The following is a 15,186-nucleotide window of genomic DNA, read 5'->3' as shown; positions in this document are numbered from 1 at the left end:
GGCGCGCATTTTGCTAGGCCTCCGCCTTGCTCGACGCATACTCATATCCATATGCGTAGTAGCTATCAGAACGCCGCTCCACGGCGTTGAAGATCGCGCCCTTCAGCTCGATGCCGTTCTGCACGAGACGCTGCTTGGCGAGCGCGAGCTCCTTCAATCTGTTCACGCCGAACCTCGCCACCAGCAGGCTGGTTCCGGCCTGATGCCCGATGATCGCGGCATCGGTCACCGCCAGGATCGGCGGCGTGTCGATGATCACCAGGTCGTATTGTTCCGAGACGGTCTTCATCAGCGCCTTGAAGTTCTGGTGCATCAGCAGCTCGGAAGGATTCGGCGGCGCCGGTCCGCGCGAGATGAAGTGCACGCCCTCCAGCGACGGCCACCGATGGATGGCCTTGTCGAGTTCGACCTTTCCGACCAGCAGCTCCGACAGGCCGTGCGCATTGTCGTGCCCCATGATCCGGTGCAGCATGCCCCGGCGCAGGTCGCCGTCGATCAACAACACACGCTGGCCGGTCTGGGCGACGATCACCGCAAGATTGGTGGACACGAACGTCTTGCCGGCGCCCGGGCTCGCGCCGCAGATCATCAGCACGTTGTTCTTGGCCTCGAGCATGGCGAAGTGCAGGCTGGTGCGCAGGCTGCGCAGCGCTTCGATGGCGAGGTCGTTGGGCGCGTCGATGGCCAGCAGGTATGGCTTTCCGTTGCCCATGCGCTGCCGGCTGAGGCTTTCGTGGTCGCGCTGGTAGGGACTCATCGGGATCGAGGCGTAGACCGGCAGACCGGACTGTTCGATCGCCTGCACATCCTCGACGCCGCGGTTGAGCATCTGCTTCAGGAACACCCAGGCAACGACCAGGAATGCGCCGAGGAACGTGCCGATCACGATGATCCTCAGCTTGTTCGGCCGCACGGGCTGCGTCACGTCGACGACCGCCGGATCGATGATGTAGGCATTGCCGACCGTACCGGCGCGCGCGATGTCCAACTGCTGCTCCTGATTGAGCAGGCCGGTATAGGTCTGGGTACTGACCTGGACGTCGCGGGTGAGGCGCAGCAGTTCCTGCTGGGTCTGCGGAAGATCACTGGTCTTGTCGGTCAACGTCTGCCGCTTGGCTTCGAGCCCGCCGATCTGCTTCATCAGCGCGCGATAAGCCGGATGCTGTGACGTGTAGCGACGCTCGACCTCCGCCTGCTGCATCCTGAGCTGCGACAGGGTCGTGTCGATGGCCACGATCTGATCCAGGATCGCCTTGGTCTCCAGGCCGATGTCGACGGAATGCGCCTTGCTCTGGTAGGCATTGAGTGCGCCTTCGGCCTTCTCCAGCTCGCCGCGCACCTTGGGCAGCTGCTCCTTGACGAAGCGCAGGCTGTTTGCGGCTTCGGCCGAATTGCGCTCGATGTTCTGGCGGATGTACTGCTTGCCGATCGCGGCGAGCGTGGCGGTCGCCATGTCCGGATCGCGCAGCTCGTAGCTCAATAGAATGATGCCCGAGTCCTTGGCGTTCTCGCTGGCGGTGATGTTGTTCTGCACGGCGGCGATGGTCGCCAGCTGCCGCTGCCGCACGACGTCGAACATGGTGCCCGGATTCGCCTGCATCTTCGCGACGTGGATCTTCACCGCGCCGTTGCGGATGGTCTCGCCGACGTGGCCTTTCGCGAGCAGATTGTCGTCCTCGTCGTAAAGCTGGTACGCGCCGGATTCTCCGGCCTCGAAGCGAAGCGGCTTGCCGACCAGGGCACCCGGCACTTCCAGCGTGTCGATGGTCAGTTGTTCGCCACCCCATCCATAGCTGTTCATGCCCAACCATGCCGGCGCCGGCCCCGCTCCGTCGGCGGCATGCCGTGCGATGAAGCCGCCGACCAGCGGAAACCGGCGCGGATGCACGTCGATGTCCAGGTTCAATTCGTCGACGGCCTCGCCGATCACGGAGCGCGAAGTCAGCAACGCGATCTCGGTCACCGCCTGCGGCGCCGACTCGGTGAGCATCTGCGAGACATCATCCAGCCCCGGGAGCGTCGGCGTCTTCGGCTCGACCTGAATCATCGCGGTCGCCTGGTAGACCGGAGCACTCAACAGCGCATAGGCCAGGCTGAGGACGAAGCAGATCCCCGTGACGGTCGCGATCAACCACTTGTGGTCGATCAACGTGCCCAGCAATGAAGCGAGATCGATCTCTTCGCTGGCGTCCTGCCTGCCTGGCAGCGATGGTTTCATCGGCATTTACGAGCCCTGTTTCATCCGGTATCCCCTGTGTTTCGTCATAAATAATTGCGCCAGCTTTCCACCGCGGTATCGATCATGCGGTAGGTGTGCTCGAACACGGCACGATCCTGCTGATACGGATCCGGGATTGGCGCATCGTCCTGCCATTTGCCGAGCAGGAAGGTCTTGCCCCGCGCATGTGGCGCGATGCGGTGGATGGCACGCACATGGCGGCCTTCCATCGCCAGCACCAGATCGGAGGCATCGATCAGCGAGGCGTCGAGCTGCCTGGCGATGTGCCCATCCGCCGACAGCCCTTGGTTTTCGAGGATTTCACGGGCGAGAGGATCGATCGGACTGCCGCTCAACGCGGCCAGACCGGCAGATTCGACGCGAATGCCCTTGCCGCCCACGCGGTGGCGCAAGAGAACTTCCGCAGTGGGACTGCGGCATATGTTGCCGACACAAACCATAAGGATCTTGGTGAACACGCGAGCCTCTTCGCTTTCCTAATTTCTTCGGAAGGCTCCGATGGGTGAAGACATGCGACACACCCATCCATGGTGAGCGCGCTTGGATCGCATGAAGCGATCAGAATGCGATCACCCACCTTGATCGCAGCACGAAATGTAAAAGTGAGGATATGAAAGCGTCAAGACAGTTTCTTGAACGACATGAATTTCGTTCAGTGCCGTGATACGCATCACATGCGAAGTGAAACTGTCTAGAAGTTTGTGCGCGATCCAGATGTACCCACGCATCTGCCAAGCGCGAAACAAAGGATCGAACGAAGGGAACAACTCGACAAGCGATTGCAAGCAATGTTCGATATCACAGTGGAAAAGCCATACTTTTTTCAATGTCGCGTATCACACATGCACTCGTCCTGAAGCCTGATGATGACGAACAGCGGTGCAAATATTTATGTTCGTGATGGAACTGTTATTCAGAAAAGCGCGATTGCACAAAAAAACGACACGTCGCCGTTGAAATCGAGTTTGTCGTTGACACGTCATTCGATGGCCGTTATGGGATGGCCGCGCGACAAGGACAGTCTGTCTGATTGCGTCCCCTGGACAAATTTCCAACGAAACTTTTACAGATAGACATCTCGTCGCTAGCGATTGCTCACGATCGGCGATAACCGAAAGATTCGTCAGAGTAAATTGTCAAGCCGTTCCGGACGCGCGATGGCAAATCCCTGCGCCTGATCGATCCCCATCGCGCGAACCAGCGCCAGAGTCGCCTCATCCTCGACTTGCTCGGCGATCGTGATCGCGCCGAGACGATGCCCGATCGTATTGATCGATTCGACGATCGCGCGGTCGATCTCGCTGCCCGTCACTTCGCTGACGAGCCTGCCATCGATCTTCAAGCCATCGACCGGAAACTGCCGCAGATAGGTGAAGGGACTGGTCCCCGTGCCGAAATCATCGAGGATGACGCGGCACCCCGCCGCGCGCACACTGGGCACGAAGCGCCGCGCGGCCGAGAGATTGTTGATGATCGTGGCATCGGCGATCTCCAGATGCAGTCGTTCCGGCGCCAGCCCGGAGACGGCGAGCTCCTCCTGCAGGAACGGCCAGAAGAACGGATCGCTGATCGAGTTGCCCGAGAGATTGATCGCGATCGACAGATCCTCGATCGCGCATAACCGAGGCCCGTAATTCCGGAGTGTCGTGCGAACCACCCAGCGATCCAGGGTCCCCATCAGGTCGTAGCGCTCCGACGCGGGAATGAAGACAGCCGGCTCCACGATCCCGCCCTCGTCGTCCAGCATGCGCAGCAGGATTTCAAAGTGACGGGCTCGCTTCCCTACCCTCAAGTCCAGGACCTGCTGGGCGAAGAGCTGGAAACGTCCGGCCTCGATGGAATTCCGGATGCTGGTCGCGATCCGGGTTTCGCGATGCTGTTGCGTCGTCGCATCGTCGTCTCCATAGATCGCGATCTGATTGCGTCCGGCCGCCTTGGCCCGATAGCAGGCGACGTCGGCCTGATCCATCAGCTCATCCGGTCGTAGCGCCTCCCGGCCGACGATCGTCAGCCCCATGCTGGCGCCAATGCGATAGGACACCGCGTTCCAGGCGAATTGCAGGCGACCGATATCGCGCAACAGCTGCGTGGCGATCCTTTCTCCATCGCCGATCGCGCAGTCGCGCAGCAGCAGCGCGAACTCATCGCCACCGAGACGCGCGGCCAGATCCTGAGAGCGGGAGCCTCTGCGCAGCAGATTGGCGACCTCGCGCAGCAATGCATCGCCGGCGGCATGTCCGGCATCGTCGTTGACGATCTTGAAGCGGTCCAGATCGATGAAGCACAGCGTGTGCTCGCGTCCTGGCTGCCGGCTCGCCTCGCGCAGTTCACGCTCGAACGCGGCGCGATTGGGCAGGCCGGTGAGGCTGTCATGGCTGGCGGAGTGCTCGAGCGCCTGCTGCAAGGTCCGCGCCTTGGTCACGTCCTGGAACACGAGCACTGCGCCGACGATTTCGCCCGCGGCCGTGCGCACCGGCGCCGCCGAATCGCGCACGTGACGCCGCTCTCCGGTGCGGCCGAGCAGGACGGCGTCGCTGTCGAGATGGAACGGACGCATCTGCCGCAAACAGGTTTCGACCGGATCCGAAATGGTGTTCCCCGCGTCGTCGACCAGGCGGAACACCTCGAGCAACGGCCGCCCGATGACTTCGGTCGCCGACCAGCCTGTCATCCGCTCGGCGACCGGGTTCATGAAGGTGATCCGCGCGTGGGCATCCGTGGTGATCACGCTGTCGCCGATCGAATGCAACGTGATCCGCAACCGCTCTTTTTCCTCAAAGATCGCGCTCTCGCCTTCCTTCAGCACCGTGATGTCGGTATGCGTTCCGATGACGCGCAACGGCCGGCCATCCTCCGCGCGCTCGATGGCCTTTCCGCGGTCGTAGATCCAGCGCCACGAGCCGTCCTTTGCCCGCATGCGATGTTCCAGGGTGAAATCGGGAGTACCGCGATCGAAGTGATCGTTGATGATCGTCCAGCAGCGCGGAAGATCGTCCGGATGCACGCGATCGGACCATTCGCTCACGGTCGAGCCGATCTCGTCCTCTTCGTAGCCCAGCATCGCCTTCCATTGGCGGGAATAGAACACGTATCCGGTTCGCGTGTCCCAGTCCCAGATGCCGTCGCCGGAACCGTCGAGCGCGAACTGCCAGCGCAACTCGCTTTGACGCAGCGCCGCCTCCGCCGCCTTCACGTCGGTCACATCGCGGGAAATACCGATCGTGCCGATGATCTCGCCACGCTCGCTCCTGCGCGGCGCCTTGGTCGAGGAGTAGGTGCGCAACACGCCGTCCACGACAGCGACTTCCTCGATCGTGTATGGCTCGCCGCTTTGCATGACACGGCGATCGTTTTCGATCAGTGGCTTCGAGATTTCGGGGGGGAATATCTCGGCATCATGCCTGCCAATGATCTCGGCTCCCGGCCTTCCCATCAGTTTCTCGACGGATCTGTTGGCGAGCAGATACCGGCCGTCATGATCCTTGGCAAAGATCAGATCGGGCGTTCCGCTCATCACCGCTTCCAGCAGGGTGAGCGTGTCGCGCCATTGCATGGTCTGTTCGATCTGCTCGGTCACGTCCCAGTGTTTTCCTACGAGTCGAACCGGCGTGCCCTGGGCATCCCGGAACACCTTGGTCAGGGAGCGGACATGCCGGACCGACGTCGTGCCGGCGGGCTGGATCCTGAAATCGATCTCGACGGTCAAGGCGGTGCTGGATTCCTTCGCCTCGTACTCGCGCAGCACCCGCGACAGATCGTCCGGATGAATGAAGCGGAGCCACATCTCGCGCGTTCCATCGAACTCACCCACCGGAACGTTGTAGAGCGCGTGCATCCGCTCATCCCACACGCACAGCCCCGTCACCAGGTTGACATCGAAGATGCCGGCGCCGGAGGCTTCCAGCGCAACCTGCAACCGCTCGTTCATTGCGGTGAGCTGCGCTTCCATCTCCTTCTGGCGGCTGATGTCCACGATCGTTCCGATCATCCGCCGGATGGAGCCATCAGGCGCGTATTCGACCACGCGGCCACGGCTCAACACCCAGATCCAATGTCCGTTCGAGTGCCGGAGACGATAGACCGCGTCGAAATCGGGATTGCCGCTGATGCGAACCTGCTCGGTCGCCTCCATCAGGCGCTCGCGGTCATCGGGATGCATCTTGCCGAGCCAGTCGGCGATGTGATGCACCCGCTCATCGGTCGGCAGGTCGAGCATCTCCTTCCATTGCGGCGAGACCCAGACCATGTTCGAGGGAACGTAGAAGTCCCACACAACCTGCTGGGAACCCTGCAGCGCCTGATTCCAGCGCCACTCCGCTTCCTTCAGATCGGCATCCACCTGCTGCTGCATGCCGATGTCGATGATCTGCAGGAGATAACGGAACGGAGAATCCGCACCCACTTCCCGCAGAGCGGAAAGCGTGATCAGGCCACGCAGCGTGCTGCCATCCTTGCGGATGCAGCGATGCTCGGCGCGATAGGTATTCGTGCCATCGGATTGCAGCGCGACGAACCGGTCGCGGACCGTTTCCCGCTCCTCGGGATGCAGCAGATCATCGACCGCCCAGCCCACGCATTCTTCCCAGCCGTATTGCGCCAGGGATTGAAACGCCGGATTCGCATAGCGCCAACGTCCATCCTGCCCAAGAAGCACCATGCCGATCGCCGCTTGATCGATGACCCGGCACAGAAAATCCCCCGGCTCGCGAATCGCTGCCGAGCCACCTTGGGCATCTTCTCCGACGGGTGTTTTCATGGTCTTGCACTGGGAGCAAGCAGTTGCCGCATGGAGTGCCAGTTACCACAGCTCCGCATGCGGGAATCCGCAGTGCATCCCAAATCCGGATTACCTGGCCCCCAGTCGCGGCGCAGCCGCACGCTTCGACACACACGCCTCATTCGCCAAGCTTGCGAATGACAGCCATCTCCACATCTCATGCCTGAACCACAACGAATGAGATGAAATCGAACGGGGAATCATCGACATGCATGCCACAGCTGTTCGTTGGTACGATCAACCCTACTACAATATTTTTGTCCGGCAAACGCCTTTTTCCGATAAATTTCGGCATTGCGCCGACGTATCGGACGTGCCTTGAATGGAGTGTTTTCGATAACACCGCCCTTCATTCATGCAACGCCTTGGCCGGCGGCGACGGTTTCGATATTTCACGTCGCCACCACCGCCATGTATGGAATGGATTAAGGAATGTCCCGAGCTGCGAGTGTCTCGCGTCGGAGCGGCGGGGGGCATTCCAGGCGACAAAAAACCCCGCGCTTGGCGGGGTTTTCGTCAACATCCGAAGCGCTTGCGGCGCATCGAAGACATCCGTGGGATGGTGCCGGAAATAGGATTCGAACCTACGACCTACGCATTACGAATGCGCCGCTCTACCAACTGAGCTATTCCGGCGGAGAATGTGCCGCGGCGACTGCGCCGGGCGCCGCGGACGGGTCCGCGAGAAAGCGGGATTTTAGGTTTCACGGCCCTGCCGGTCAATCGACCAGCTGGACGCGCAACTCCTTGGGCAGGGCGAACACCATGCTTTCCGGCTCCCCGGACAGCTCCCGTACCCCCGCGGCTCCGAGCGTGCGCAGGCGATCGATCACGCCCTGCACCAGCACTTCCGGGGCCGAAGCGCCGGCGGTGACGCCGATGTGGCGCCGACCTTCCACCCAGCGCGGGTCGATCTGCTCGGCCCCGTCGATCAGGTAGGCCTCCACGCCCTCGCGCTCGGCCAGCTCGCGCAGGCGGTTGGAGTTGGAGCTGTTGGGCGAGCCGACCACCAGCACCAGATCGCACTGCTGGGCGAGTTCGCGCACCGCGTCCTGGCGATTCTGGGTGGCGTAGCAGATGTCGTCGTTCTTCGGCCCCTGAATGGCCGGGAACTTGTTCTGCAGGGCCTGGATGACGCCACGGGTGTCGTCCACCGACAGCGTCGTCTGCGTCGTGTAGGCCAGGTTCTCCGGCTGGCCGACCACAAGCGCGGCGACGTCGTCGGTGTCCTCGACGAGATAGATGCGGCCGGCACCGCCTTCGCGATCCCACTGCCCCATCGTGCCTTCCACCTCGGGATGACCGGCATGACCGATCAGCACCACGTCGCGGCCGGCACGGCAATGGCGCGCCACCTCGAAGTGCACCTTGGTCACCAGCGGGCAGGTCGCGTCGAACACCTTGAGCTCGCGCCGCGCCGCTTCGCCGCGCACCGCCTGCGAAACGCCGTGCGCGCTGAAGATCACCGTGGCGCCGTCGGGCACTTCGCCGAGTTCTTCCACGAAGATCGCGCCGCGCCGCTTGAGGTCGTCGACCACGTAGCGGTTGTGCACGACCTCGTGCCGCACGTAGATCGGCGCGCCGAGCGTTTCGATGGCGCGCTTGACGATCTCGATCGCGCGGTCGACACCGGCGCAGAAACCGCGGGGATTGGCAAGGACGATGTCCATGACGCCTAGTCTACTCCCCTGCCCTGGTACGGACGCCATTCGCGGGCTTGCGCTGGAACAACCCGAACAGGATGATCGCCGCGGCGCCGCCGACGATGGCCGAATCGGCGATGTTGAAGGCGGGCCAGTAGAAATCGCGCCAGTACCACTGGATGAAATCGATGACGTGGCCGTGAATCAGGCGGTCGATGACGTTGCCGAGTGCGCCTCCCACGACCAGGGAAAACGGCAAGGCCGTCCGCCAGTCACGACGCGGCGTGCGCGCCAGCCAGTACGTGATCACGCCGCTGATCACCACCGCGAGCGCGGTGAACAGATATTTCTGCCAGCCGCCGGCATCCGACAGGAAGCTGAAAGCGGCACCGGTGTTGTAGGTGCGATACCAGTTCCAGAAACCTTCGATCACGGGAATGGGCTGGTACTCGGGCAGGCTGGACAGCACCCAGGCCTTGCTCCACTGGTCGAGCGCGATGATCGCCACCGAGACCAGCAGCCAGATCAACGCATTGGGTTTTGGATTGGTCATAAGCTGTTGCCTCTAATCCTTCTCCCTCCGGGAGAAGGTGGCGCGAAGCGCCGGATGAGGGAGAGGAATGATCGGCCATGGAAGGTTCCATGACTCGGAACTCTCCCGCCCTCATCCGCCCCTTCGGGGCACCTTCTCCCGGAGGGAGAAGGGAAAGTCAGAACCACTTCCTGTCTTCGCCTGGTCCCTCGACATTGGAGACGCAGCGACCGCACAGCCCCGGATGCGCGGCCACGCTGCCGACGTCGGCGCGATGCTGCCAGCAGCGCACGCATTTCGGCTTCGTGGTCGGCGTCGCGGCGATGGTGATGCCGTGCGCATCGCTGTCGGCATCGATCGAAACATCACCGCTGATGAAGAAGAAGCGGAGTTCATCGACCAGCGGCGACAGCCAGTTCTGATCGGAGACGCCGCAGCGCAGCGCGATCTCCGCCTGCAACGCGGCACCAATCTCCTCGGAAGCACGCATCGGCTCCAGCACCTTCGTCATCTGCTCGCGCAGCGCGAGCAGCGCGTCGAAATCCTTGGCGGACAGCGCGGCGGTCCCGGGCAGCGGCTCGACGCCTGCGTACCAGGTCTCGAACAGGACGTTGTCCTTGCGTGCGCCCGGCAGGTGGCGCCACATCTCGTCCGCGGTGAACGAGAGGATCGGCGCGATCCAGCGCACGAACGCCTCGGCGATGCGGAACATCGCGCTCTGCGCGCTGCGCCGGCCGCGCGAGTCTTCCGGCATCGTGTAGAGGCGATCCTTGGTGACGTCCAGGTACAGCGAGCCGAGATCGACGCTGCAGAAGTTCGACAGCGCCTGCACGATCTCGGCGAAATCGTAACGCTCGTAGGCGTCGACGATCTTCTGCTGCACTTCCCAGGTGCGATGCACGATCCAGCGATCCAGCGCGACCATGTCGTCGAGCGGGCGCAGGTGCGCAACCGGATCGAATCCATTCAAGTTGCCGAGCAGGAAGCGCGCGGTGTTGCGCAGGCGCCGGTAGACGTCGCCACTGCGCTTGAGGATCTCATCCGACACCGACATTTCGTTGCGGTAGTCGGTGGAGAGGATCCACAGGCGCAGCACGTCGGCGCCCATCGTGCCGATCACCTTCTGCGGCTCGATGATGTTGCCCAGCGACTTCGACATCTTGCGGCCGTCGGCATCGACAGTGAATCCGTGCGTGAGCACCTGCCGGTACGGCGCGACACCGTCCATCGCCACGCCGGTTAGCAGCGCGCTGTGGAACCAGCCGCGATGCTGATCGGAACCTTCGAGATAGAGTTCGGCCGGCTTGTGCAGGCCATCCTCCGGGCGCTGTTCGAGCACGCAGGCATGGCTGACGCCCGAGTCGAACCAGACATCGAGGATGTCGGTGACCTTCTCGTAGCGTTCGGCGTCAGCGCCCAACAACTCCGCAGCGTCGAGTGCATACCAGGCATCGGCGCCCTCGCGCTCGACGCGATCGGCCACCTGGCGCATCAGTTCCGCCGAACGCGGATGCATGTCGCCGGTCTCGCGATCGTAGAACAGCGCGATCGGCACGCCCCAGAAGCGCTGGCGCGAGATCGTCCAGTCCGGACGCGATTCGATCATGCCGCGGATGCGTGCCTGGCCCCAGTCCGGCACCCAGTCGACGTTGTCGATCGCGGTCAGCGCATCGCGGCGCAGATTGGCCTGCTCCATCGAGATGAACCACTGCGGCGTAGCGCGGAAGATCACCGGCGTCTTGTGGCGCCAGCAGTGCGGATAGCTGTGGGTGATGACCGAGTGCGCCAGCAGCGCGCCACGCTCCTTCAACACCGCGATCAGCACATCGTTGGCCTTCCAGATGTGCAGGCCGGCCAGCACGGCATCACCGGCCGGCGGTGTCGACGGCAGGTACAGGCCGCGTCCATCGACGGGATTCAATTGCGCGGCCGTGTATTTCTCGATCAGGCCGTAGCGCTGACCCACGACAAAGTCTTCCTGGCCGTGGCCGGGCGCGGTGTGCACGGCGCCGGTGCCCTCCTCGGCCGAGACATGCTCGCCGAGCAACAGCGGCACATCGCGTTCGGCATAGAACGGATGCCGCAGCAACTTGCTCTCAAGTCCCGCGCCTTTGCTGCGGCCGTGCACGACGACTTCGTCCACGCCATAGCGCGACAGCGCCTTCTGCGCGAGCGCTTCCGCCAGTACCAGCCAGCGCCGGCGCCCGGCATGCGCGGGGCCTTCGACCAGCACGTAGTCGAGTTCGGCACCGAGCGTCACCGCGATGCTTGCCGGCAGCGTCCACGGCGTCGTGGTCCAGATCGGCACCGCGACTTCGACATCCTCAGGCAGCACCGTGCCGAACGTCGCGGCCAACTCCTGCGGCTGCTTCGCCGCATAGGCGATATCGACCGCCGGCGATTGCTTGTCCGCGTATTCGATCTCGGCCTCGGCCAACGCCGACTGACAATCGAAGCACCAATGCACGGGTTTGAAGCCGCGCACGACGTGACCACGCTCGACGATCTTCGCCAGCGAACGCACGATGTCCGCCTCGTAGCGGAAATCCATGGTGCGGTACGGGTTGTTCCAGTCGCCGATCACGCCCAGGCGCTTGAAATCGCGGCGCTGGCCATCGATCTGCTCGGCGGCGTATTCGCGGCATTTGACGCGGAACGCGGCGGCATCGATCTTGTCGCCGACGCGGCCGTATTTCTTCTCCACCGCGTGCTCGATCGGCAGGCCATGGCAATCCCAGCCCGGCACGTAGGGCGCGTCGAAGCCCGAGAGCAGCTTCGACTTCACGATCACGTCCTTCAGCACCTTGTTGACGGCGTGGCCGATGTGGATCACGCCGTTGGCATACGGCGGGCCGTCGTGCAGCACGAACTTCTTCTCGCGTCCGGATACTTCCTCACGGATGCGCGCGTACAGATCCTCCGCCTCCCAGCGCGCCAGCGTTTCCGGTTCGCGCTTGGGCAGATCGCCGCGCATCGGGAAATCGGTGGCCGGCAGGTGGATCGTGGCCTTGTAGCGTTGGTTCTCGTCAGCCGAATCAGCAGATTTCACGTTAATGCCTGTTATTGCAGTGCTTTCAGTGGAAAGTCCGCACATGGACGTGCGGGCTCTTGTTCAGGGACGAACATAACGACTCACGCGAATGTGACCTCTGAGAGTATTTCCCGCGCCCTGGCGGCATCGCGGTTCATCTGCTCGACCAGTGTCGGCAGATCGGGGAATTTTTCTTCGTCGCGAAGTTTGGCGACGAATTCGACTTCGATATGCATGCCATAGAGATCGCCGTCGAAATCGAACAGGTGCGCCTCCAGCAACGGCTCGATGCCGCCGACCGTCGGCCGCGTACCGAAACTCGACACCGACGGCATCGGAAACTCACCCACGCCATGCACGCGCGTGGCGTAGATGCCGGACAGCGCCGGCGTCTTGTTGCCGAAGCGCAGGTTGGCGGTGGGAAACCCGAGCGTGCGTCCCAGCCGCTCGCCGCGCACCACGCGTCCGCCGATCGTGTACGGCTTGCCGAGCAGCCGCGTCGCCGTCGCGAACTCGCCGGCCTGGAGCGCCGCACGGATGCGTGTGCTGGAGATGCGCTCGCCATCGACCGACACCGGCGCGATTGCTTCGGCGGTGAATCCGTGCGTTGCGCCCTCGCGTTGCAAGGTGTCCAGATCACCCGCACGGCGATGGCCGAAGCGGAATTCCGGCCCGACATGCACCTCGCGCGCCTGCAGGCGCTGCGCCAGCACATCACGCACGAACGCTTCCGCGCTCATCGAGGCCAGATGCGCATCGAACCGCAGCAGGCCGACCAGATCGGCGCCGAGCGCGCTCAGCCCCTCGAACTTCGCGCGTGCCAGACTCAACCGCGGCGGCCGTGGCGCATGACCCGCGGCGGCGAAGAATTCGCGCGGCAGCGGCTCGAAGCTCAGCGCCACCATCGGCACGCCAAGCACGCGCGCACGCGCAGCGGCGTGGCGCACCAGCGCGCGATGGCCCAGATGAAGGCCGTCGAAGGCGCCGATGCAGACCACGCTCCCCTGCGGACACAACGGACCGCCATCGACGTCGCGGAACAGCCTGCTCATGAACTCCTACAAGATTGCGGTGGAACCGCAACGTTCAAGTATAGCTGGGGGAGCAGCTTCATCTGACTTCCGCCCTGGCAACGCCACCGGATTGCGGCACTGAACCCGCAACGACATCAGATCAATGGCGCAAATCCCGCGGCCGGATGCCCTGCAGCCACAACAGGCCGCCGTACACCGCTCCGCCGCCCGCGACCACGACCGCCAGCTTCCACACCCGCTCCCACCACGGCCATGCCGTCCAGTCCTGCCAGACCACCAGCAGGGCGAGCACGACGGCCGCCATCCCGATCGCCGCCACCGTCAGCTGCCGCAGGAAACGTCCCCAGCCGGCCTGCCGCTCGTACACGGCGGCCCTGCGCAGGTACCACCACAACTGCACGGCGTTGAGCCAGCCCGCCAGGGCGATCGCCAGGGCCAGGCAGGCATGCGCGCCCGGCATCAGGCCCAGCGCCTCGAACGGCCGCCCGCCCGCGGTCTGCAGCGCCGCACGACCCGCGTCGGTAAGCCACAGCGCACCCGCCAGGAACAGCAATGTCGCGATCGCGTTGGCGATCACCGCCACCACCGCCGCCTTCACTGGCGTCTTGGTGTCCTGCCGCGAATAGAACGCCGGCGCCAGCACCTTCACCAGCAGGAACGCCGGCACCGCCGTCGATTGCGCCATCAGACTGAGGCGGGTCATCGCCGTGTCCTCCACCGAGAACTTGCCGTGCTGGAACAGCGTCGCGGTCAGGGCCTCGGCGCACAGGATCAGCCCGAGACACGCCGGCACGCCGATCAGCAGGCACAGGCGCAGGCCCCAGTCCAGGGCCTTCGAAAAACCGTGCGGATCGGTCGCGGCATGGCGCCCGGACAGATGCGGCAGGATCACCGTGCCGATCGCCACGCCGAACATGCCGAGCGGGAATTCCAGCAGCCGGTCGGTGTAGTACAGCCAGGTGACGCTGCCGCCGATCAGCAGCGAGGCCACCATCGTGTTGAGCAGCAGGTTCACCTGCGCCACCGAGGAACCGAACAGCGTCGGCACCATCAGCTTCATCACCCTGCGCACGCCGCCATGCCGTCCGCCCCAGCGCGGGCGCGGCAGCACGCCAAGCTTTGCCAGCGACGGCAGTTGGAACACCAGCTGCAGGATGCCGGCGACGAACACGCCCCAGGCCAGCACCAGCACCGAATGATCGAAGAACGGCGCCACGCCCAGCGCCGCCGCGATCATCGCCAGATTGAGCAACACCGGCGACAGGGCAGGAATCGCGAAACGCTGATAGCTGTTCAGGATGCCGCCGGCCAGCGAGGCCAGCGAGATGAACAGCGCATAGGGGAAGGTGATGCGCAGCATCTGCGTCGCCAGCCGCCCCTGCTCCGTGTCGACGCCGAACCCCGGCGCGAACAGCGGCATCACCCAATGCGCCGTCAGCACCACCACCGCCGTCAGCACCAGCAGGGCCGCCAGCAGGGTGCCGGTCACGCGATCGATCAGTTCCTTGACCGCCGCGTGGTCGTACTTGGCCTTGTACTCGGCCAGCACAGGCACGAAGGCCATCGAGAACGAGCCCTCGGCCGACAGCCGGCGCATGAAATTCGGAATGCGGAAGGCGACGAAGAAGGCGTCCATCGCCGGGCTGGCGCCGAAGCTGCCGGCATAGACCTGGTCCCGCACCAGCCCGGAGATCCGGGACAGGAAGGTCATCGAGCTGAATACGGCCGTGGAGCGCAGCAGACCGGCCTTGCGCGGCTGGGGGGCGGGGACGGCGGCGGACGGTTCGGGCGCGCTCATGCCTGCCCTCCCGCCCGGGGGCCTGCCCTAAACTTGTTCTTGACGCAAGTCCCTGAATCCACCAGAATACTTGGCTCGCTTTCCCCGCGTGCGCCTGGTTTGCTTTTCCCGGGCACACCCGGATCGTTTTTC

The 15,186-nt window shown here is 63.8% G+C and carries 8 protein-coding genes and 1 tRNA gene; all 9 read right to left on the bottom strand.

Annotated elements, in window-relative coordinates; translation table 11 throughout:
- Positions 1–13: 13 nt before the first annotated feature.
- Positions 14–2,224 (bottom strand): polysaccharide biosynthesis tyrosine autokinase, encoded by a 2,211-nt coding sequence (locus AC1RNP_RS15440; protein WP_493052162.1) that lies wholly within the window; start codon positions 2,222–2,224, stop codon positions 14–16.
- Positions 2,225–2,262: 38 nt separating this feature from the next.
- On the bottom strand, positions 2,263–2,679 hold the full coding sequence (locus tag AC1RNP_RS15435) for a low molecular weight protein-tyrosine-phosphatase (RefSeq protein ID WP_493052189.1): 417 nt from the start codon (positions 2,677–2,679) through the stop codon (positions 2,263–2,265).
- A gap of 683 nt (positions 2,680–3,362) precedes the next feature.
- Positions 3,363–6,995: a bifunctional diguanylate cyclase/phosphodiesterase gene (locus tag AC1RNP_RS15430; protein ID WP_493052161.1), complete on the bottom strand. Its 3,633-nt coding sequence runs from the start codon at positions 6,993–6,995 to the stop codon at positions 3,363–3,365.
- Positions 6,996–7,576: 581 nt separating this feature from the next.
- Positions 7,577–7,652, bottom strand: a tRNA-Thr gene (locus AC1RNP_RS15425).
- Between the two features lie 83 nt (positions 7,653–7,735).
- Positions 7,736–8,686 carry a 4-hydroxy-3-methylbut-2-enyl diphosphate reductase gene (gene ispH / locus AC1RNP_RS15420; protein WP_226469954.1) on the bottom strand — a complete coding sequence of 317 codons (951 nt, stop codon included), beginning with the start codon at positions 8,684–8,686 and terminating at the stop codon, positions 7,736–7,738.
- A gap of 10 nt (positions 8,687–8,696) precedes the next feature.
- Complete coding sequence (lspA, locus tag AC1RNP_RS15415) at positions 8,697–9,212, bottom strand: signal peptidase II (protein WP_493052160.1); 516 nt, start codon at positions 9,210–9,212, stop codon at positions 8,697–8,699.
- 157 nt (positions 9,213–9,369) lie between these two features.
- Entirely contained in the window at positions 9,370–12,165 is a 2,796-nt protein-coding gene (gene ileS, locus AC1RNP_RS15410) for an isoleucine--tRNA ligase (protein WP_493052188.1), read from the bottom strand.
- A gap of 158 nt (positions 12,166–12,323) precedes the next feature.
- A complete protein-coding gene (locus AC1RNP_RS15405) occupies positions 12,324–13,274 on the bottom strand; it encodes a bifunctional riboflavin kinase/FAD synthetase (RefSeq protein WP_493052159.1) in 951 nt (316 codons plus the stop codon).
- A gap of 121 nt (positions 13,275–13,395) precedes the next feature.
- Complete coding sequence (gene murJ, locus AC1RNP_RS15400) at positions 13,396–15,054, bottom strand: murein biosynthesis integral membrane protein MurJ (RefSeq protein ID WP_493052158.1); 1,659 nt, start codon at positions 15,052–15,054, stop codon at positions 13,396–13,398.
- Between the last annotated feature and the right edge of the window lie 132 nt (positions 15,055–15,186).

Source organism: Luteimonas sp. GW821-FHT14E02 (assembly GCF_058803905.1).
The sequence above is the reverse complement of the archived record's forward strand: the minus strand, read 5'-3'. Positions and strand labels throughout refer to the sequence as shown.

Excerpts from the sequence above, each read along its gene's own strand:
- AC1RNP_RS15440 (WP_493052162.1), bottom strand. The coding sequence starts at position 2,224 with ATGCCGATGAAACCATCGCTGCCAGGCAGGCAGGACGCCAGCGAAGAG.
- AC1RNP_RS15435 (WP_493052189.1), bottom strand. The coding sequence starts at position 2,679 with ATGGTTTGTGTCGGCAACATATGCCGCAGTCCCACTGCGGAAGTTCTC.
- AC1RNP_RS15430 (WP_493052161.1), bottom strand. The coding sequence starts at position 6,995 with ATGAAAACACCCGTCGGAGAAGATGCCCAAGGTGGCTCGGCAGCGATT.
- ispH (WP_226469954.1), bottom strand. The coding sequence starts at position 8,686 with ATGGACATCGTCCTTGCCAATCCCCGCGGTTTCTGCGCCGGTGTCGAC.
- lspA (WP_493052160.1), bottom strand. The coding sequence starts at position 9,212 with ATGACCAATCCAAAACCCAATGCGTTGATCTGGCTGCTGGTCTCGGTG.
- ileS (WP_493052188.1), bottom strand. The coding sequence starts at position 12,165 with ATGCGCGGCGATCTGCCCAAGCGCGAACCGGAAACGCTGGCGCGCTGG.
- AC1RNP_RS15405 (WP_493052159.1), bottom strand. The coding sequence starts at position 13,274 with ATGAGCAGGCTGTTCCGCGACGTCGATGGCGGTCCGTTGTGTCCGCAG.
- murJ (WP_493052158.1), bottom strand. The coding sequence starts at position 15,054 with ATGAGCGCGCCCGAACCGTCCGCCGCCGTCCCCGCCCCCCAGCCGCGC.